At 69.5% G+C, this 19,086-nt stretch carries 21 protein-coding genes and 1 pseudogene; 11 read left to right on the forward strand and 11 right to left on the reverse strand.

Going from position 1 to position 19,086, the window contains the following annotated elements:
* Nucleotides 1-15 precede the first annotated feature (15 nt).
* The 5 genes and pseudogenes from aroB to NNI01S_RS04050 all read right to left on the reverse strand — a co-directional run bounded on the left by aroB (nucleotide 16) and on the right by NNI01S_RS04050 (nucleotide 4,858).
* Entirely contained in the window at nucleotides 16-1,137 is a 1,122-nt protein-coding gene (aroB, locus tag NNI01S_RS04030) for a 3-dehydroquinate synthase (protein ID WP_063017626.1), read from the reverse strand.
* Nucleotides 1,138-1,496: 359 nt separating this feature from the next.
* A pseudogene (locus tag NNI01S_RS35850) lies at nucleotides 1,497-2,015 on the reverse strand (shikimate kinase); the annotation flags it as partial.
* Nucleotides 2,012-3,220, reverse strand: coding sequence for a chorismate synthase (aroC, locus tag NNI01S_RS04040; protein ID WP_063018654.1), 1,209 nt, complete (start codon nucleotides 3,218-3,220; stop codon nucleotides 2,012-2,014). The gene aroC and the pseudogene NNI01S_RS35850, both read right to left, overlap by 4 nt.
* A 98-nt stretch (nucleotides 3,221-3,318) precedes the next feature.
* A complete protein-coding gene (locus NNI01S_RS04045) occupies nucleotides 3,319-4,164 on the reverse strand; it encodes a universal stress protein (protein ID WP_157114588.1) in 846 nt (281 codons plus the stop codon).
* Nucleotides 4,165-4,384: 220 nt separating this feature from the next.
* On the reverse strand, nucleotides 4,385-4,858 hold the full coding sequence (locus tag NNI01S_RS04050; RefSeq protein WP_063018656.1) for a prepilin peptidase: 474 nt from the start codon (nucleotides 4,856-4,858) through the stop codon (nucleotides 4,385-4,387).
* 223 nt (nucleotides 4,859-5,081) lie between these two features.
* Here NNI01S_RS04050 and NNI01S_RS04055 point away from each other — a divergent pair, with 223 nt between their 5' ends.
* From NNI01S_RS04055 to NNI01S_RS04070, 4 genes are read left to right on the forward strand one after another with little or no spacing between them, the layout of a single operon-like run.
* Nucleotides 5,082-6,209 carry a M24 family metallopeptidase gene (locus NNI01S_RS04055; protein ID WP_245675965.1) on the forward strand — a complete coding sequence of 376 codons (1,128 nt, stop codon included), beginning with the start codon at nucleotides 5,082-5,084 and terminating at the stop codon, nucleotides 6,207-6,209.
* 49 nt (nucleotides 6,210-6,258) lie between these two features.
* Nucleotides 6,259-6,822 carry an elongation factor P gene (efp, locus tag NNI01S_RS04060; RefSeq protein WP_063017634.1) on the forward strand — a complete coding sequence of 188 codons (564 nt, stop codon included), beginning with the start codon at nucleotides 6,259-6,261 and terminating at the stop codon, nucleotides 6,820-6,822.
* A gap of 32 nt (nucleotides 6,823-6,854) precedes the next feature.
* On the forward strand, nucleotides 6,855-7,364 hold the full coding sequence (gene nusB / locus NNI01S_RS04065) for a transcription antitermination factor NusB (protein WP_063018658.1): 510 nt from the start codon (nucleotides 6,855-6,857) through the stop codon (nucleotides 7,362-7,364).
* Nucleotides 7,361-7,624, forward strand: coding sequence for a YciI family protein (locus NNI01S_RS04070; protein ID WP_174554363.1), 264 nt, complete (start codon nucleotides 7,361-7,363; stop codon nucleotides 7,622-7,624). Before nusB ends, NNI01S_RS04070 begins: the two co-directional genes overlap by 4 nt.
* Before the next feature lie 297 nt (nucleotides 7,625-7,921).
* Here the strand turns inward: NNI01S_RS04070 and NNI01S_RS04075 are convergent, their stop codons facing one another.
* Nucleotides 7,922-9,172, reverse strand: coding sequence for an ArsB/NhaD family transporter (locus NNI01S_RS04075; protein WP_084488452.1), 1,251 nt, complete (start codon nucleotides 9,170-9,172; stop codon nucleotides 7,922-7,924).
* A gap of 200 nt (nucleotides 9,173-9,372) precedes the next feature.
* Between NNI01S_RS04075 and NNI01S_RS04080 the strand changes: the two genes are divergently transcribed.
* From NNI01S_RS04080 to NNI01S_RS04095, 4 genes are all read left to right on the forward strand, one after another.
* Nucleotides 9,373-9,861, forward strand: coding sequence for a DMT family transporter (locus tag NNI01S_RS04080; protein WP_063017636.1), 489 nt, complete (start codon nucleotides 9,373-9,375; stop codon nucleotides 9,859-9,861).
* Nucleotides 9,862-9,920: 59 nt separating this feature from the next.
* A complete protein-coding gene (locus NNI01S_RS04085; RefSeq protein ID WP_063017638.1) occupies nucleotides 9,921-10,427 on the forward strand; it encodes a DMT family transporter in 507 nt (168 codons plus the stop codon).
* A gap of 99 nt (nucleotides 10,428-10,526) precedes the next feature.
* A complete protein-coding gene (locus NNI01S_RS04090) occupies nucleotides 10,527-11,060 on the forward strand; it encodes a DUF4334 domain-containing protein (RefSeq protein WP_063017640.1) in 534 nt (177 codons plus the stop codon).
* Nucleotides 11,061-11,179: 119 nt separating this feature from the next.
* Nucleotides 11,180-12,406 carry an FAD-dependent oxidoreductase gene (locus NNI01S_RS04095; RefSeq protein WP_084488454.1) on the forward strand — a complete coding sequence of 409 codons (1,227 nt, stop codon included), beginning with the start codon at nucleotides 11,180-11,182 and terminating at the stop codon, nucleotides 12,404-12,406.
* A 17-nt stretch (nucleotides 12,407-12,423) separates the two neighbouring features.
* Here NNI01S_RS04095 and NNI01S_RS04100 read toward each other — a convergent pair whose 3' ends face one another.
* Nucleotides 12,424-13,590 carry a serpin family protein gene (locus NNI01S_RS04100; protein ID WP_063017644.1) on the reverse strand — a complete coding sequence of 389 codons (1,167 nt, stop codon included), beginning with the start codon at nucleotides 13,588-13,590 and terminating at the stop codon, nucleotides 12,424-12,426.
* Between the two features lie 39 nt (nucleotides 13,591-13,629).
* Nucleotides 13,630-14,613 carry a quinone oxidoreductase family protein gene (locus NNI01S_RS04105; RefSeq protein WP_063018664.1) on the reverse strand — a complete coding sequence of 328 codons (984 nt, stop codon included), beginning with the start codon at nucleotides 14,611-14,613 and terminating at the stop codon, nucleotides 13,630-13,632.
* A gap of 84 nt (nucleotides 14,614-14,697) precedes the next feature.
* On the opposite strand from NNI01S_RS04105, the gene NNI01S_RS04110 reads away from it, so the two are divergent.
* Nucleotides 14,698-15,273, forward strand: coding sequence for a TetR/AcrR family transcriptional regulator (locus NNI01S_RS04110; protein ID WP_063017646.1), 576 nt, complete (start codon nucleotides 14,698-14,700; stop codon nucleotides 15,271-15,273).
* Between the two features lie 19 nt (nucleotides 15,274-15,292).
* On the opposite strand, the gene NNI01S_RS04115 is transcribed toward NNI01S_RS04110, so the two are convergent.
* The 3 genes from NNI01S_RS04115 to NNI01S_RS04125 form a co-directional block, all read right to left on the reverse strand.
* Entirely contained in the window at nucleotides 15,293-16,006 is a 714-nt protein-coding gene (locus NNI01S_RS04115) for an HD domain-containing protein (protein WP_063017648.1), read from the reverse strand.
* A 43-nt stretch (nucleotides 16,007-16,049) separates the two neighbouring features.
* Nucleotides 16,050-16,499 (reverse strand): SgcJ/EcaC family oxidoreductase, encoded by a 450-nt coding sequence (locus NNI01S_RS04120; RefSeq protein ID WP_063017650.1) that lies wholly within the window; start codon nucleotides 16,497-16,499, stop codon nucleotides 16,050-16,052.
* 64 nt (nucleotides 16,500-16,563) lie between these two features.
* A complete protein-coding gene (locus NNI01S_RS04125; protein WP_063017652.1) occupies nucleotides 16,564-17,190 on the reverse strand; it encodes an alpha-ketoglutarate-dependent dioxygenase AlkB in 627 nt (208 codons plus the stop codon).
* A 199-nt stretch (nucleotides 17,191-17,389) separates the two neighbouring features.
* Between NNI01S_RS04125 and pyrR the strand changes: the two genes are divergently transcribed.
* A complete protein-coding gene (gene pyrR / locus NNI01S_RS04130; RefSeq protein ID WP_063017653.1) occupies nucleotides 17,390-18,022 on the forward strand; it encodes a bifunctional pyr operon transcriptional regulator/uracil phosphoribosyltransferase PyrR in 633 nt (210 codons plus the stop codon).
* A 43-nt stretch (nucleotides 18,023-18,065) separates the two neighbouring features.
* Complete coding sequence (locus tag NNI01S_RS04135; protein ID WP_063017655.1) at nucleotides 18,066-19,025, forward strand: aspartate carbamoyltransferase catalytic subunit; 960 nt, start codon at nucleotides 18,066-18,068, stop codon at nucleotides 19,023-19,025.
* The last annotated feature ends 61 nt before the right edge of the window (nucleotides 19,026-19,086 follow it).

Here is a 19,086-nt window from a genome sequence, read left to right on the forward strand (position 1 = left end):
CGTATCCGGTGCGGGTTACAGCAGGACCGCACCGCCGCTCGGGCTGTCCTCCCGGGCGATCGCCGAGTAGGCGGCGGCCAATAGCGCCGGGTCGGGTCCTTCCAGGCGTCCGGGCTTGGCCAGACCGTCGAGCACCACGAAGCGCAGCACGCCGGAGCGGGTCTTCTTGTCCGTTTGCATGGCGTCCAGCAGTTGCGGCAGCGCGTCGGCGTCATAGCTGGTCGGCAACCCGACGGCGGACAGGATCGCACGGTGACGGTCGGCCGTGGCATCGTCCAGACGGCCCGCGAGGCGACCGAGTTCGGCGGCGAACACCAGACCGACGGAGACCGCCGCACCGTGGCGCCACCGGTAGCGCTCCCGCCGCTCGATGGCGTGCCCGAGGGTGTGACCGTAATTGAGAATCTCGCGGAGACTGGACTCCTTCAGATCGGCGGCCACGACGTCGGCCTTCACTTGGATCGCCCGGCGGATCAGCTCCGGCAGCACTTCGCCGGATGGATCGAGGGCGGCCTCCGGGTCGCGCTCCACCAGATCGAGGATCACCGGATCGGCGATGAAACCGGCCTTGATGATCTCGGCCATGCCCGCGACGATCTCGTTGCGCGGCACGGTCTCCAGCGTGGCCAGGTCGACCAGCACGGCGGCGGGTTCGTGGAAGCAGCCGACCAGGTTCTTGCCCGCCTCGGTGTTGATCCCGGTCTTGCCGCCGACCGCCGCGTCGACCATCGCCAGCAGCGTGGTGGGCACGTGCACGATGCGCACGCCGCGCATCCAGGTGGCGGCGACGAAACCGGCGAGGTCGGTGGCCGCGCCGCCGCCGAGGCTCACCACGACGTCGTTGCGGGTCAGCCCGATGCGCCCGAGTACTTCCCAGCAGAATCCGGCGACGGCCAGGTCTTTGCCCGCCTCGGCGTCCGGGATCTCGACCCGGTGGGCGTCGACGCCGATGTCGGCCAGTGCCTTTCGCACCACCTCGGCCGTCTCGGCCAGCGGCGGCTGATGGAAGATGGCCACCGTACGCACGCCTTTGGTCGCGCCGTTGACCGACTCGACGAGTTCGCCGAGCAACCCGCGGCCGATGATCACCGGGTACGGGTCGGCGGTCCGGACTTCGAGACGACTCGGCTCTGTCACGTGGCTTGCTCCGATTCTGTTGGTGCTGTTGTCGACTGCTGCCGTGCCCGGGAGCGGGCACGGCGTGCACGGGTGCGCCGGGAACGGCTGCCTGTCGCCGTCTCACCGCTGCCCGCTCCGTTCGCGGCGTCGGGTTCGCTCGTGATGCTTCGGCGGCTGCGCCGGGACCGAACGGTGGCCGTTACCGCCGATTCCGCACCGGCGCCGGTGTCGCCGGTCTCGTCTTGATCCGCGGCCTTGCGCCGGGCCGCGGCTCTGGCTCGGGCGCGTCGCCGGGCCCGGGATCGGCTGCTGCCCTGCGGGATTCCGCTGGGCCGCGGCCGCGGATCCGCTTCGGCGTGCTCGGCCGGCTCCATCCCGAGCTTGGTCATGATCATCCGCACCACCCGGCCCGGGCTCCGGCCGTCGGTGCGCACTCGGACGGTCGCCACTTCCCGGTACAGCGGCCTGCGGATACGCATCAGCTCGCGGTACTTCGCACCGGGGTCGGCGCCGTTGAGCAGGGGCCGCTGGGTGCTCGCACCGGTGCGCCGAAGGCCCTCGGCCACGCTGATCTCCAGATAGACCACGGTGCGGCCGTGCAGAAGGGCCCTGGTATCGGCGGACAGCACGGCACCCCCGCCGAGAGAGACCACACCGCGCTCGGCGAGGACGGCGCGGCGCACCACCCGCTCCTCGATCCGGCGGAATTCCGGCTCACCTTCTTCGGCGAAAATCTCGGGGATCGTGCGACCGGTCTCCCGCTCGATGCCGGCATCGGTGTCGTACAGCTCGACGCCGAGTTCCCGGGCGAGCTTGCGGCCGATCGTCGATTTCCCCGCCCCCGGCGGTCCGACCAGCACCACGCGCGGGGCGCGCGGATCGGTCTGCACGATCATTGCGGCCGACTGTCCGCGGACACGTGGGGGCGAGTGCTGATGCGCTTGATGTAGCTGGTGATGTTCTCGGCCGTCTCGGTGAGCGAGTCACCGCCGAACTTCTCCAGCGCGGCTTGCGCGACGACCAGCGCCACCATGGATTCGGCGACCACGCCGGCGGCGGGCACGGCGCACACGTCCGAACGCTGGTGGATGGCGACGGCCTCGTCGCCCGTGGTCATGTCCACGGTGGACAGCGCGCGCGGCACCGTGGAGATCGGCTTCATCGCGGCGCGCACGCGCAGGGCCTCGCCGTTGGTCATGCCGCCTTCCAGGCCGCCCGCGCGGTTGGTGGAGCGCAGTACGCCGTCGGGGCCGGGCCGCATCTCGTCGTGCGCCTGGCTGCCGCGGCGGCGCGCGGTCTCGAACCCATCGCCGACTTCGACGCCCTTGATGGCCTGGATGCCCATGAGGGCGGCCGCGAGCCGTGCGTCCAGCCGGTTCTCGCCGCTGGTGAACGAGCCGAGACCGACCGGAAGTCCCTCCACGACCACCTCGACCACGCCGCCGAGGGTGTCGCCGTCCTTCTTGGCCGCCTCGATCTCGGCGATCATCGCGGCTTCGGCGTCCTTGTCGAACGCCCGTACCGGGCTCTCGTCCACCGCCGCGAGGTCGGCGGCGGTGGGCACGATGCCGGAGGTGTTCTGCGCCGCGCCGATGGATACGACATGCGACACCACCTCCGCGCCGAACGCCTGGCGCAGGAAGTTGCGCGCGACGGTGCCCGCCGCGACACGCGCGGCTGTCTCCCGGGCGCTGGCCCGCTCGAGCACGTTGCGGGCGTCGTCGAAGTTGTACTTGAGCATGCCGGAGTAGTCGGCGTGCCCGGGCCGGGGCCGGGTCAGCGGTGCGTTACGGGCCAGGTCGGCGAGTTCGGCCGGATCGACCGGGTCGGCAGACATCACCGTGGTCCACTTCGGCCACTCGGAGTTGGCCACCTCGATGGCCACCGGACCGCCCATCGTGCGTCCGTGGCGCACACCGCCGACGACGGTGACCTTGTCGGCCTCGAACTTCATCCGCGCGCCGCGGCCGTAGCCGAGCCTGCGGCGCGCCAGCTGCGTGGAGATCTCCTCGGACGTCACCTCGACGCCTGCCACCATCCCCTCGAGGATGGCGACGAGAGCGGGACCATGGGATTCTCCGGCAGTTATCCAACGCAGCACGTCGTTCATCTTCCCATGTCGACGCCGCTGCTCCGGAATGTGGCCCGCCGTGACGACGCGCACGTCGGGGGAGTGCCGGCTACCGCAGGCCCAGGCGCTCAGCGGGCGATGACGATGGGCCGATCCACCGACCGCAGCAACGCGTCACTCACCGAGCCGAACAGCAGCCGTCCCAAGGCTCCTCGGCCCCGGTTACCCACCACCAGCAACTGTCCGTCGCGCGAGCGTTCGAGTAGCCGCCGCTCCGGGCGGTCGCGGACGACCTCGCGCCGGATGGTCAGCTCCGGGTACTGCTCCTGCCAGCCGGCCAGACTGGTGGCGAGCAACGCTTCCTCGGTCCGGCGCAGCGCCGCCCAGTCGGTTCCGATCGCGGCCAGCGGCTCCACTTCGCCCCAGGTGTGCACGGCCACCAAGTCCACCCCGCGCAGCGAAGCCTCGGTCGCCGCCACCTCGATGGCGGTTTGCTCGACGGTGGACCCGTCCACCCCGACGATCACCGGGCTCCTGTTCGTCCGGTCCCACAACGGCGTGTCGGCGGGCACCACCGCCACGGGGCAGTCGGCGTCCCGGGCGACGGCGGTACTGACCGAGCCGAGGAGGACGCGCTGCACGCGGCCGATACCTCGGGTGCCGACCACCAGCATCGCCGCGCTGCGGGACCGCTCGATCAAAGCGCCGGCGATATGCGCGGTGCGGACCTCGGTGCCGATGGCGATGTCGCGCACGGTGTGCGCGGCCGCTACGGCGGCGTTCGCGGCGCGCTCGATCGCCTCGTCCGCTTCGCGCACCCGCAGCAACGCGGCCGGACGCGGCGGATCGTCGTCGTCGGAACCGAGCGATGACTCGACGACGAGCGAGATGTGTAAGGGAGCGTCGTGCAGCGCGGCGGTCTGCGCCGCCCAGCGGACCGCCGTGATCGAGGGATCGGAACCGTCGGTTCCCACGACGATCGGTCTCCGCGACGGATGCACTGGGCGGCTCCTTCTGGACGCTGCTTCTCCTGTCCTTGCGCATGCGAGGGGCGACTCGCCGATGTTCCGCACCTCGAGCGCTGCTGCCGCGGCCGCTCGGGAAAGTCGTTGCCCGCGATTGATGCTACCGATGAATTGCGGTGAATTTGCTGGCTTCGCGTCCGTTGGGCAGCTCCGGCGCGGGAGGGCGGGCTCAGGTCGAGCTCAGGGCCGCCGACGACAACGCCAGCGAGGTGGTCAGACACATGGAGGGACCGTGCGGCACGGTGATCGGGGAGGGGTAGGGGTCGTCGGCGCGGGAGCCGGATACGCCCCGGCCGGCCAGGGCACCGAGCGCGACGCACGCGGTGAGCGCCGGTGCTCCGAGCGCAGCCCACACCCACGGTCGTGCGCCGCCGAGGGCGGCCGCCCCGCCCAGCATCACCGCGAGTTTGACGTCTCCCGCACCCAGTGCGGCCGGGGCGGCGAGGTGCACCAGCAGGTACGGCGCCGACAGTAGCGCTGCACCCAGCAGTGCGGCGATGAATTGCCCTGTGTGCAGGGCATATCCGAGAACCATCAGTGCGCCCGAACCGGTCAGTCCGTTCGGTAGGCGCCGTTCACGCAGGTCGAACACCGTCAGAGCCGCGCACCACACGGTGAGCACGGCACACGCGAGGGGAGTCATGTCTCCACTGTCGCCGGGTTCCGGCGCGCAGCAGCCGTGCCGGAGCGGAATGTGCACAACCCGGGCGAATGTGAACAGGTTATGGGTCACCAGTGGCGCGGTGTGGCGAACTCCTTGCGTGGCAACACCTTTCGTGCCAGACGCGGTGCACCGGCCACGCCGGGCGGAATGCCGAGCACGTGTTGACTGTCGGCTCGCGGTGTGTCAGCGGTAGTTTTGACTCATGTGTGCTGATCACCCGGGTCATGTGCCGGACTACGCGGCGCGGCGTGGCGCTCTGCGCAGCCTGCTGGTGGAGAACGGGGTGGACGCCCTGCTCGTCACCGATCTGGTGAATATCAGATATCTGACCGGGTTCACCGGCTCCAACGCGGCGTTGCTCGTGCACTCCTGGGACACGCGCGCCGCCGAGGAACGGACCGTGATCGGCACCGACGGCCGGTATCGCACCCAGGTCACCGAGCAGGTGCCCGATCTGCGGGCGGAGATCGCCCGCGCCACCGCTCGGCGAATCGTGCAGCTGGCCGGGGAGTGGCAGGTCGGCCGGGTGGGTTTCGAAAGCCACGTCGTCACCGTCGAGCAGCATCGCGGTTTCCTCGAACAGCGCACCGGCCTGGAATTCGTCGCCTCGCCCGGCCTGGTCGAGCAATTGCGCATGGTCAAGGACGCCTACGAGGTGGAACAGCTGCGAGCGGCCTGCGCGGCGGGCGACGCCGGTCTGGCCGCGCTGCTGGAGCGCGGCGGACTTCGCCCCGGGCGCACCGAGCGTCAGGTGGCCAGGGACCTGGAATGGGCCATGTTCGAGCACGGCGCCGAAGCGGTGTCGTTCGAGACCATCGTGGCCACCGGAGCCAACTCGGCTGTGCCGCATCATCGCCCGACCGGCGCCGTGCTGGCGGCGGGCGATTTCGTCAAACTGGACTTCGGCGCGGTCGTCGGCGGCTACCACTCCGACATGACCCGCACCTTCGTGCTCGGCGCGCCGACCGACTGGCAGCGCGAGGTGTACGCGCTGGTCGCCGACGCCCAGCGGGCCGGATGCGAAGCGCTGCGGCCGGGGATTCCGGTGGCCGACGTGGATGCCGCGTCGCGAGCGGTGATCGAGGCCGCGGGTCACGGCAAGTTGTTCGTGCACGGCCTGGGCCACGGGGTCGGGTTGCAGATCCACGAAGCGCCCGGAATCGCGAAAACCGGAACCGGTACACTTCTGACTGGCGTGGCGGTGACCGTCGAACCAGGTGTGTACTTTCCCGGCCGCGGCGGGGTCCGGATCGAGGACACGCTCGTGGTGCGCGAAGGGGGCCCGGAGCTGCTCACCCACACCAGCAAAGACCTGACCGTCGTCGACTGACGCCGGTCCTGCCCGAGACCAAGCGGTAGAACGAGGAGATCCGAAGACAGTGGCGGACACCAGCGACTTCAAGAACGGCCTTGTGCTGAAGATCGACGGTCAGCTCCAGCAGATCATCGAGTTCCAGCACGTCAAGCCGGGCAAGGGCCCCGCGTTCGTGCGGACCAAGCTGAAGAACGTCGTGTCCGGCAAGGTGGTCGACAAGACCTTCAACGCCGGCGTGAAGGTGGAGACCGCCAACGTCGACCGCCGCGACATGACCTACCTCTACCACGACGGCACCGACTACGTCTTCATGGACGGCGAGACCTTCGACCAGATCTCGATCTCCGAGGAGACCATCGGCGACGGCGCCCGTTTCCTGCTGGAGAACATGACCGTGCAGGTCGCCACGCATGAGGGCGCGCCGCTGTACGTCGAACTGCCGGTCTCGATCGAGCTGGTGGTCCAGCACACCGACATCGGCCTGCAGGGCGACCGCTCCACCGGCGGCACCAAGCCCGCCACTCTGGAGACCGGCGCCGAGGTGCAGGTTCCGCTGTTCATCAACACCGGCGACAAGCTGCGCATCGACTCGCGCGACGGCAGCTACCTCGGCCGGGTCAACGCCTGATCGCCAGCCGGCAAATCCGGGAAGATGTGACCGTGGCTGAACAGCCCGTGGACAAGAAGTCCACGTACAAGAAGCTCGGCGCGCGGCACAAAGCCCGCCGCCGTGCGGTCGACCTGCTGTTCGAGGCGGAGGCCAGGGACGTCGACGCCGCCGATCTGCTCGACGAGCGCGCCGAACTCGCCGCCCGCGATCAGTCGGTCGCGCCGGTGCACCCCTACACCCGCACCTTGGTCGGGGGCGTCGCCGACGACCTCGACCGGGTGGACGGCACCATCGAGTCCTACCTGCAGGACTGGACCCTGGCGCGTCTCCCGGCCGTGGATCGCGCGATCCTGCGCATCGCGGTCTGGGAGCTGTTCCACGCGAGCGACGTCCCGCCGGTCGTCGCCGTGGACGAAGCGGTGGAGCTGGCCAAGGAGTTGTCCACCGATGACTCCCCGTCCTTCCTCAACGGCGTGCTGGGGCAGGTTGTCCTGGTAGCGCCGCAGGTGCGTGCCGCGGCGGCCGCGACTCGGGCCCCGCGCCCGGAGCCCGAGCCGTGAACAAGTACCTCGTCCTGGCGATGCGCACTCCGCGTTTCGACAACGCCGTGATCGAACCGCACCGGCAGTTCCTGCGGTCTCTGCAAGACCGCGGGCAATTACAGGAGAGCGGCCGCTTCACCGACGGCACCGGCGGCGCGTACGTGATCTACGCCGAGAGTCTGGACGCCGCCCGGGAAATCGCGTTCACCGATCCCGTGCACACCACCGGCTCCTCGGAACTCACCATCTACGAGTGGGAAATCGCGGCGCCGAACTGACGTCGGCTCCAGCTCTCGTCCGCAGGGTGTTCTCGCCCGGCTCGGCTGTCCTGGGTGACGGTCGGCGCGGGCGAGTGGCCTTGTGATGGCGTCGCCAGCGTGGCTCCGGTGATCGGAGGTGCGCATGGCTCCCGCCGGCGGGTGTACGGATGACCAGCGGGAGCACGACGGGAACCGGTGGTTCCGCGCAGGAGATCGAACCTCGACGTGCGTCTCGATCCGGCCCCCGAGAGCATCCTCGTACCTCGACCGCACTCGAGGTCAAGGGATGCGCTGGGTCGCCCGTGCTCTCGCCGGCTAGCCCGTGACCATCAGCGCGGCGACGGCTCCCGCGGTGGCGATCACGGCGAGGACGGCACCGGTCACGACGAAACGCCGCATGGGGACCCGGACGGCGTGCCTGCGGCAGAACTCCAAGCACAGCAGAGTGGCGAGGGAGCCCCACGGCGTGACGATCGGGCCGATATTGGTGCCGATCAGCAACGCAAGGAGCTGATCGCCGTTCCGGGCGGGAATCACCGCCTCGCCGGCGGTGTAAGCGGGCAGGTTGTTCGCGACATTGGACAGAGCTGCACCCGCCGCCGCCGCACGGAAAGCGCCGGCCGCCCCCGCGTCGGTGCCGATCAAGGCGTGCATCAAGTCACCGAGGCCGAGCCGGCTCAGCGTGGGTACCACCAGAAACAGGCCGACCACGAAGACGAACAGCTGCCACGGGATCAGCGACCATCGCAAGGCGCCGCGGTCGAAGACGGCGAACGCTGCCACCGCAATCAGTGCCGCCAGTGCCGCCGCGACACCGATCCGATCGCCGACGAGGGGAATCGCGACGATGAACAACAGACAGGCCCCCGCAGTCGTGCAGAACAGCCAGCGCTCCTGGGGGTTCGCGGGCCGGATCGGCTCCGGCGGCAGATAGCGGTCGGTTTCCCGGCGTCCACGCCGCCAGTACCACACCCACAGGCACACCGTCGTCGCCGCGATCGAAACCAGTTGTGGCGCCCACATCCTCGCCGCGAATCCGGTCGCGGTCAGTGCCACCCGGTCGGCGGCGAGCAGATTCGTGAGGTTGGAGACCGGTAGCAGCAGACTCGCCGTGTTGGCCAGCCACAGGGTGGTCATGGCCAGCGGCAGTGGCGGAATGCGGGCAGGCGCCGCGAGGGCCAGCATGACCGGGGCGATGAGTACGGCCGTGGTGTCGAGGTTGAGCAGGATCGTCGTGGCGGAGGCGAACAGGACGCAGAGGCCGAACAGCGCGGGGTAGTGGCCGCGTCCGAGGATCGCGAGCCGATGGGCGATGGCATCGAAGACCTTGGCTTGCCTGGTGAGTTCGGCCAGCACGATGACGCCGGCGAGAAACAGCAGCAGCGGGCCGATGCGCCGCATGTTCGCGGCGGCTTCGTCGCGGGGCAGCAACCCGGTGAGCACGCACAGCACACCGGCCGCCAGCAAGGCGAGGCGGACCCGGTCCAGGACGCTCAGCCGGGGCCCGGACGTGGTCGGGGGCGGCTTTCGCGCGGAGGTATCGACCAGTTCGGGCACGACTGCCATCATGGCAGCCTTTCGTCCGCGCCCCTCCCCGGCCTGGGTGGGCGAGGCCGACTCCTTTACCCATTGAACGTACCGTTAGACGATGGTACGTTATTCGGGTCACAAAGAGGTCGGGTGGACCGGCCCATTCGTCGGGTGGAAACCGTTGTGTCCGAGGCAGTCTCGGTTTCGTCCGCCGCCGAGTCAAGGATGTATTGCCCATGAGCATCGTCATCGGACTGGTATTTTTGTTCATCCTGGTCGGAGGCAGTCTACGGTCGGCCGAGGCCGGCTGCCAGAACACGCTGATGAACCACATGAAGAACATGTGGCTGTGCGCGGTGATCTCGTATGCCGTTGCGCTGACCGGCTTTTCGATCTTCCTCGCGCTCTCGTCGAAGACGCCCTGGCCGACGCTCGACAACGTGCGGAACATGCCATGGTGGGCGCCGTTCGGCGGCCTGCTCGGCGGCGCCGCGGTGATGGGGATGATCGCCGTCGCCCGTTACGTCGGCGTGGCGACGTTCAGTGCGCTGGTGATCGTCGGCGAGATGGTGGTCGCCGTGATCATGGACCACTTCGGACTCATGGGATTCGACGAGCGAACCGCCAGCTTTCCGCGTCTGGTGGCATGCGGGTTGATCACGCTCGCGATCTACCTGATGGCCGACGAACCCGCGACCGGTGAGCCCAGGGTCAGCGTCACCTGACAGCAGAACGCGCACCGCTGCCGGCCGATCAACCCTCCGCATCCTCCCTAGGACTTCCGATGACGGTTCAGACCGCCGAAAAGACTCGCCCCGCGCTGCCCCGCGCCACGATGGCACTCATCTTCGCGTTCATCCTGGTCGGCGGCGCACTGCGCTCCGTCGAAGCCGGGTGTCAGAACTCGCTGAAGCTGGCATTGAAGAATGTCTGGTTGTGCGGCGTGATCTCCTACGCCGTGGCATTCACCGGCTTCGCGATCTTTCTCACGGTGGCGCTGCTGGTTTCCCGCAACCGGCCCTGGCCGACGAAGGCCGACATCCGGAGCATGCCCCGGTGGGCGCCGTTCGGCGGCCTGCTCGGCGGGGCCGCGATCCTGGCGATGATCTCCGTGGCCTCCGACGTGGGCGCAGGCACCTTCAACGCCCTGATCATCGCGGGACAGATGTTCGGTGCGCTCGCGATCGACCATTTCGGGCTGATGGGATTCCCCCGGCGCGCGGTGAGCTCGAAACGTGTCGTCGCCTGCGTCATGATCATCGCCGGGATTTACCTCATGGCGAGCTACTGAGCCCGGCGCGGGGCACATCGGGACCTGGTCGAACGCCGCGTCCTGAGAGATGGATAGGGTATCTATCGCACCGTTGCCTCGCTGAGGGAAGTAGGAGACATGGCCGCGAACGAACCGACCGTGACGGACGTCCGTACCGCCCAGGAGGGGTGGACCCTGTTCGACCGCCTTCCCGCGGCGCGGGTCGAGGAGATCACGACGGGGCGCTGGCGTGGCGAGGAACTGGACACCGGTCATCCGATGGACGGCGTGCTGGTGGCTTCGGGCTGGTACGGCAAGCAGTTCGACGGCCCCGACAGCGTGCATCCGCTGCTGTTCGCCGCTGGCGGCACGGTCTTTCCCGTCGATCCGCGCCGCGTCCCGGTCGCATTGGCCGGGCGGGTACCGCTGCCCGGTGTTCGCGCGGTGCGCAAGGCGCTGCCGGTCCTGCGTCCCGCGTTGCGCACCGGCAAGTACACCGCGCGTCTGCGTGAGATCGAATACCGCGGCGTGACCAGTGCCGCGATGGTCTACGACCACCTGCCGATCATCGACCACTTCCGGCGCGCCGACGAGCACACCCTGCTCGGTGTGATGGATCTGCGCGGTATGACCGAACCATATTTCTTCGTCCTGCACCGGGACCTCGGCTGAGGCGGCGCTCGATCCGGTCGGCCGCGGCCGATCCGGGTCCGGCCGTATGCCCGCCGCACTAGGATTTGCGCAAACAGGCGACACCTTGCGGGCGATGGTGACCGAGGGAGGCACAGTCGATGGAACGCACGACATGCCTGGTGGTCGGCGGGGGACCGGCCGGAATGATTCTCGGGCTGTTGCTCGCACGGGGCGGTGTCGAGGTCACGGTGCTGGAGAAGCACAAGGACTTCCTCCGCGACTTTCGCGGTGACACCGTGCATCCCACGACCCTCGACCTCCTCGATGAACTGGGACTCGGCGCCGAATTCGCGAAACTCCCCGCGCGCAAGGTGGATCAGGTGCAACTGCCGATCGCGGGCGGCTTGCAGACACTCGCCACCCTGACGAACCTTCCGGGCAAGCACAAGTACGTCGCCATGGTGCCGCAATGGGATCTGCTGAATCTGCTCGCGCGCGCGGCCGAGGCCGAGCCCACCTTCCGGTTGTGGATGAACACCGAGGCCACGGACTTGATCTGGATCGACGGCAGGGTCGGCGGCGTGACCTACCGGACCGCCGACGGTTCGACCGGCTCGATCGAATCCGACCTGACCGTGGCCTGCGACGGCCGCCGTTCGCTGCTGCGGGCGGCCGCGGGGCTGCCGACCCGCACCTGGTCGACACCGATGGATGTCTGGTGGTTCCGCTTGCCGCGCACCGAGATCGATCCCGCGGGCGCGCTGCCGATCGTCAGCGGCCGGCGCGTAGCGGTTCTGCTCGACCGCGGCGACTACTGGCAGTGCGCGACGTTGATCGCCAAGGGCGCCGACGAGTCCGCCCGCCGGGGCCCGGTCGAGGACATCATGCGCGGTCTGGCCGAGGCCGCGCCCTGGCTCTCCGACCGGGTCGATGCCTTGGCCTGCTGGGATGAGGTCCAATTGCTGGAAGTGAAACTCGACCGGCTGACCCAGTGGTACACCAACGGCCTGCTCTGCCTCGGGGACGCCGCCCACGCCATGTCTCCGGCCGGTGGCGTCGGCATCAACCTCGCCGTGCAGGACGCCGTGGCGGCAGCCGAAATCCTTGCTCCGCGACTGCTTTCCGGGACACTCGGGACCAGGGATCTGGCGAAGGTGCAGCGGCGGCGGAAACTCCCGACCGTCGTGACACAGGGCATGCAGCGACTCCTGCACGCCTTCGCGATCGCTCCCGCCCTCGAGGGACGCATCGACATCGCCCGTGCCTCTCGCGCGCCGCTGCCTGTTCGCATCCTGCGCCGCATTCCCGTACTACGCAGCGTGCCACCCTATTTGCTCGCTCGCGGCGTCCGTCCGGAGCACGCGCCTTACTTCGCACGCCGATAGCGGTCCGTGCGGGCGTCTCAGACCGCGGCGTCGGGAGATGTCGTGGGCGGAGTGGCTATCCACCCGGCGACGACCGCCAGCCCGGACGGGCGATGCACGGCGAGAAAGCCGAAAGGCCGGTCGAATGCCACCGAGACGACGGGTGCGTGGTTGTGCCGAAGTGGCGCGGCCACGGCGCGTAACGCGAAGGTCGTCACGGCGGCGGCCTCGAAACCGTCGTGACCGAATCGGGCGAGGACCTCTTGCGCTCCCTGGCCGACACAGAGCGGGAACGACGAGATCGCCGGAAAATGGCCGTGGGTGCAGTCGGTCGCGGCGGCGAGGCCGAACAAGCCGGATGCGGCGAGCAGATCGTGGGTGGACCGGACTTCGAAAGGCGGAAGCCGGATTCGCAGCTGTGCGCTGCCGGTCAGCACCGGCTCGCTCCGCACGCTGAGCCCCGGCCCCTCGCTGCCGACCGGTAGGCCGGAGCGGATCGGCACGGCGCCCGACAATGCCGCCAAGCCCGTTTCGAGGACGACGCCGGGAGCCCCCGTGCCGGTCAGGAGGTGGACGTCGAGATCGGCGACTCCTTCGACGACCACGCGGGTGACCGGGTCCGGCGCGTCCAGGATCGCGGCGTTCGCCGGGTCGCCGCTCACCCGGGACAGACCGGGGCCGCGATGTCCCTGCCAGGGGCCGTCTTCCGGGGTCAGCGTCCCGACCTCGAACGGCGCCCGCCATCGCGTCTTCGCGACCAGCGCGGTGGCGAGCACCAGCAGCGCGCCGGGATCTACCGTGACGGGGAACCGCTCGATGAGCCCGTCGGTGTGCCGGGCGGCCCAGCTGTCGAGTTCGGCCTGTCCGGCCAGCCGGGCGAGGACTCCCTCAGGCAGCGCCCGCGGCCATGACTCGTGCAGCGGGAGATCGGGGCCCACCCACATGCCGAGTGCCGCCGACACCGCCTCCGAGCGCCGGAGGTCGCGCAGCAACCGGAGCGCTTCGTCTCGGCCGTTCGCCGCGGGCACTCCGGCCGCCGTCGCCAGCTCCTCTCGCGCCGGACCGTCCGCCGCGGAGGCGAGCAAGGCCAGCAGCGGCCAGACCCCGGGGCCCGAGACCACGAAGTCTTGCTCACCCGCCGCCGCGCACCACCGTGCCGTGAGGGCGTTGGTGGCGCCGACATGGGATTCGAGAGAGGTCCGCACACGACCACCCTAGCCACGGCCGCGCGGGCGTCGAGTCGCTCAGGACACGGCGGATCCCGGCCGCAGCACGATCTTGCCCAGCGGCGCCCGACCTTCCAGCAGCCGGTGGGCGTGGCTCGCCTGGTCCAGCGGCAGCACCGCCTCGACCAGCGGATCGAGTCCACCCGCCGCCGCGCGGGTCAGCACGGTGTCGCGCGCCTGGGCGACGCGATGCAGCCATTCGGGTCCCGCGCACCCGGTGAAGGTCAGGCCGCGCATGATCAGGTCGGCCGCCGACACCTGGGCGGGCGCGCCGGACAACCAGCCGTAGCCCAGCATTCGGCCGCGCAGGGGTGTCATCAGATCCAGCAACTCCGCTGCGCTCCCGCCGCCGATCGAATCGAACACCACATCCACCGTTGCGCCGCCGAGTGTTTCGCGCAGCCGGGTGATCCACGCCGGATCGTTGTGATCGACCACCTCGTCGGCTCCGAGTTCGCGGGCCCGGGCCACCTTCTGCGCGCCTCCGGCGGTGCCGATGACACGAACCGCACCGAACTCCTTGGCCAACTGCGTCAGGGCGCTGCCGACGCCCGTGGCGGCGGCCTCGATCAGGACGGTTTCGGCACCGGTCAGCGCGGCGGTCTCCAGCAGGGGAATCGCCACCGATCCGTTCATCAGCACCGCCGCGGCGTCCGCGGTGGACAGGCCGTCCGGAATGGGCGCCACGGAATCCGCCGGGGCGGCGACGAATTCGGCGTAGGCGCCGAAACCTCTGGTCGCTACCACGACCCGCTGTCCGATCAGCGCCGGATCGACTTGCGCGCCGACCTCCGTGACGACTCCCGCGGCCTGGAAACCGAAGACCAGCGGTAGCGGCGCGTCGATCGGGAACTCGCCGGAGCGCAGTTTGGTCTCCGGGAACAGCACCGGGATCGCCTCGGCGCGGATGACCACCTCGTCGGCGGCCGCCCGCGGCGCCGGTACCTCCGTGGCCACCAGCACGTCCGGGCTTCCCGTCGCCGTCATTACGATTGCCTGCATCATGAACTCCATAAGTTGACTGACGGTCCAATTGCTCGCTCGATGATATGGACCGTCGGTCAACTTGTCTAGAAAGCGGGTGCGATGGGCGACGAACGGCCCAGGGAACGGGCGGACGCGGCGCGCAATCGGCGGGCGATCCTGGACGCCACCTTCGCCCTGCTCGCCGAGCACGGCGCCGAGGCCATCACCATGGACCGCGTCGCCGCCGCCGCCGGAGTGGGCAAGGGCACGATCTTCCATCGTTTCGGCAACCGCGCCGGGCTCTTGCACGAGATGGTGGCGCAGAGCGCGGTCGCGCTGATGGACGCGATCATCAGCGGGCCACCGCCCCTCGGGCCCGGCGCGCCCGCCGACGCCCGCCTGGTCGCCTACTTCGACGCCATGGCGCGGCTGGTGATCGAGAATTCCGAGCTGATGGTCGCCTATCGCACCGAACCGCCGCATCCGAGGACCGCCGAGTTCCACGCGTTCTGGGACAACCACGTCACCACGTTGCTGCGCGATGCCCGTCCGGACCTGGATGCGGAAGTGGTTGGGCGGTTGTTGCTGGGCGCGCTGAGCGCGGAGCTGGTGCCCGCCATGGTCCGGGCGGGCGAGACCGATCGGTTGCTGGCGGCGGTGCGGGAGCTTGTCGAGTCGGTGTTACGCAGCCCGTGACGAGCCGGTGGCGCGGCGGTCAGTCCCGCGACAGAATGGCCTCGAACCGCTCGTCGGCCCGGTCCAGCTGATCGAGAATGTGCTGCCGGACGTGGTCGGCCAGCGGCGTATCCGGCCGGGTGACCAGGTCGCGGTAGACGTCGGTGAGCGGGCGATATTTGGCGGCCAGTTTCGCCATCGCGGGGCCGGTGGCGTAGAGGATGCCGACGCCGTTGTCGGTGAAGTCGGAGAGCTTGATGACGCGGGCCCACGGGTCCCGGTCCAGATTCATCGCGACATGCTCGCGATACTGCGCCTGCCGGTCGCGCGCCGGATCCGGCTCGGGATTGGTCACCGCGGCGACGAGATCCGCCACGCGTGCACCGAAACGATCGGTGAGCGCGCCGAGCGCGGCGTCGACGGGCGGCCCCGGTCGATCGGCGGCCAGCTCGGCGGCGTGGTCCTCGACCGAGTCGTGCAGCAGCCCCGCCGCGACCACGTCGGGGTCCCGGACCTCGTAGTGGCTGATGATCCGAATCGACACGCGCAGTAGATGACTCAGGTACGGCTCGCGCCCGTACCGATCGTCTCGATGCAGGTCGGCCGCGAGATCCAGCGCCGCGGCCAAGCGCGGCGTATCCGGCAGTTCGGCGATCTCCAGCAGTAGTCTTGCCCGCAGCCCGGCCTCGCCGTAGACCTCGCTGATCGTGTGCAGCGGCATCACGGCCAAGACCCCCGCCCCTGGATTGCTCATGGTGCCAGGCTAACCGGCGCGGGGGACACATGACGGACGACGATTACGCGGCCTTCGGTACCAAGGTGTTCTGCCGGGCGGCGACGTGCCAGCGCCCGCCCTCCTGCACGAAGACGTACAGCGCGATCATGGCGTGATCGTGTTCGATGAGTTCACCGTCCGGCGTGGTCGCCCACGCGCGTTTGTGCGCGATCGCGACGTCCGGGCGCAGGAATGTGATGTCCGCGATCTCGTAGCGGGCGTACTGGTCGTGCAGAAACCCGGCCAACCCTCTGCGGCTGGAGTCGAGTAGCGCGTCGAATCCGGTGATCAGCGTGCCCATCGCGTTGACGACGGCCGCGTTGGCGGTGAAATCCGCCGATAGCAGGTCGGCGTCATTGGTGTTGAAACCGGTCTCCGCGTTGGCGACGATTTGCCGGATCGCCGCGATGTCGTCGGAGTGGTCGACCGTCGTGTCCTCGACCAGCGGGGGTGTGGATGCTGTCGTGTTCATGCCGATGAGCTTCCAACCTCAACGTCGGTTCAGGTCAAGTCGTGCGCATCGGGCCCGCGCGCGGTCAGCGAACGCCGCGCGGCCGGTACTGGATGCTGATCCGCGGACCGGTGGGTTTGCGCGTCTTCGGCACGGCGTGCTCCCAGGTGCGCTGGCAGGATCCGCCCATGACCAGCAGATCGCCGTGTCCCACAACGTATCTGATGCTCGGGCCACCGCCGCGTGGGCGGAGCAGTAGCGCCCGCGGCGCTCCGATCGACACGATCGCGACCATGGTGTCGTGGGTGGCGCCGCGGCCGATGGTGTCGCCGTGCCAGGCGACGCTGTCGCGTCCGTCCCGGTAGTAGCACAGGCCCGCGGTGCGGAACGGTTCGCCCAGTTCGAGCCGGTAGTACTCGTTCAACGCCGTGCGGGCGTCGGCCAGCGCCGGATCCGGCAGCGGCTCGTGCTCCGCGTAGAACCGCAGCAGCCGGGGCACCTCGACCACGCGGTCGTACATCGGCCTGCGCTCGGCTTTCCATGGCACGCCATGGACCAGCCGGTCGAACAGCCCGTCCGCGCCCGACAGCCAGCCGGGCAGCAGGTCTACCCAGGCCCCGTGGTCCAGCACGGTGCGGCGCGCATCCCGAAGCGGCGAGAACTCGGTATCCCCGAACCCGTCGAGCAACGATCCTTGCAGCGGTGTGGACATGCGGTCGAGCCTACCCGCCGATCGAACATACGTGCTAGCGGTTTTCGGTCATGATTCCCGGATCTTCGCGAGGCCGGCGCAAGTGGCCCCGCTCACAGCGTGATATGGCTGGTGAAAACCGGGTTCTGAGCGCTGCTACGCTGCTTGCCGTAAGACATCCTTTAACGGACCGTCCGGTGAGGCGGGGAAGGAGGTCGGCATGGCCGTGCCCGAAGAACGGGCTGCCAAGTCCGGCGCTGCCGAGACATCGCAGCGACATGCCCCGGAGTGGGTGGCGGCGGGGCGAGAGCTGTTGTCGGCTTCGGATGTCGGGCGGACCGTCGCGCGCATCGCGCACCAGATCATCGAGAAGACCGCGCTGGACGCGGGCGAGCCGGAGGCGCCACGGGTGGTGCTGATCGGCATCCCCACCCGGGGGACCACCCTGGCCGCGCGCCTCACCGAGAAGATCGAGGAATTCTCCGGCGTCCGCCCGGCTCTGGGCTCGCTCGACATCACCCTCTACCGCGACGATCTGCGCAGCCGCCCGCACCGGCCACTGGAACGCACCTCGGTTCCGGAAGGCGGTATCGAGGACGCGCTGGTGGTCCTGGTCGACGACGTCCTGTTCTCCGGGCGCACCGTCCGTTCGGCTCTGGATGGCCTGCGCGATCTGGGCCGCCCGCGCGCGGTGCAGCTGGCGGTGCTCATCGACCGCGGGCACCGGGAACTGCCGATCCGCGCCGACTACGTGGGCAAGAACGTACCGACCAACCGGTCCGAGGACATCTCGGTGCTGCTGACCGAACACGACGGCCGCGACGGCGTCTACCTGCACCAGGAGGAGGCGTGATGGAACTGTTGCCGCACGCCGACTCGCGGCGGGAGGCAAGCGCGTGAGGCATCTGCTGTCGGTCGCCGCACTCGATCGCGCCGCCGCGAACGAGCTTCTCGACGAGGCCGAACGTTTCGAACAGGCCCTGCTCGGCCGCGAGGTGCACAAGCTGCCCACGCTGCGCGGGCGCACCGTGATGACGGTCTTCTACGAGAACTCCACCCGCACCCGGGTGTCGTTCGAGGTGGCGGGCAAGTGGATGAGCGCGGACGTGATCAACGTCAGCGCGAGCAGCTCCTCGGTCGCCAAGGGCGAATCGCTGCGCGACACCGCGCTGACCTTGCACGCTGCGGGCGCCGACGCACTGATCGTGCGGCATCCGGCTTCGGGCGCCGCGCACCAGATCGCGCGCTGGATGGACGAGTGGGCGGTCTCGGCGGGACGCACCTCGGGCCCGGCGGTGATCAACGCGGGCGACGGCACGCACGAGCACCCGACCCAGGCCCTGCTGGACGCGCTGACTCTCCGGCAGCGGCTCGGCGACATCGAGGGCAAGCGCATCGTCATCGTCGGGGACATCCTGCACAGCCGGGTGGCGCGGTCCAACGTCTTCCTGCTCGCCACGCTCGGCGCGGAAGTCGTGCTGGTCGCCCCGCGCACGCTGCTGCCGGTCGGCGTGGAGACCTGGCCCGCTCGCGTGTCGCACCATCTGGACGCCGAGTTGATCGGCGCCGACGCGGTGCTGATGCTGCGCGTGCAGGCCGAGCGGATGAACGGCGGATTCTTCCCGTCGGCCCGCGAGTACTCGATCACCTACGGGCTGTCCGAGCGCAGGCTGGCGCTGCTGGACGACCACGCCGTCGTGCTGCACCCCGGTCCGATGCTGCGCGGCATGGAGATCGCGTCCTCGGTCGCGGATTCCCCGAAAGCCGCTGTGCTGCAACAGGTCACCAATGGCGTGCACATGCGGATGGCGGTGCTGTTCCGCCTGCTCGTCGGCACCCAGGAGGCAGTGGCATGAGCGGTCGGACCCGTGCCGGAATCGGATACAGCATGAGCGGTCGGGCTTGGAGGCGGCAGCG

Source organism: Nocardia niwae NBRC 108934 = DSM 45340, from assembly GCF_001613465.1.
Lineage (GTDB): Bacteria > Actinomycetota > Actinomycetes > Mycobacteriales > Mycobacteriaceae > Nocardia > Nocardia niwae.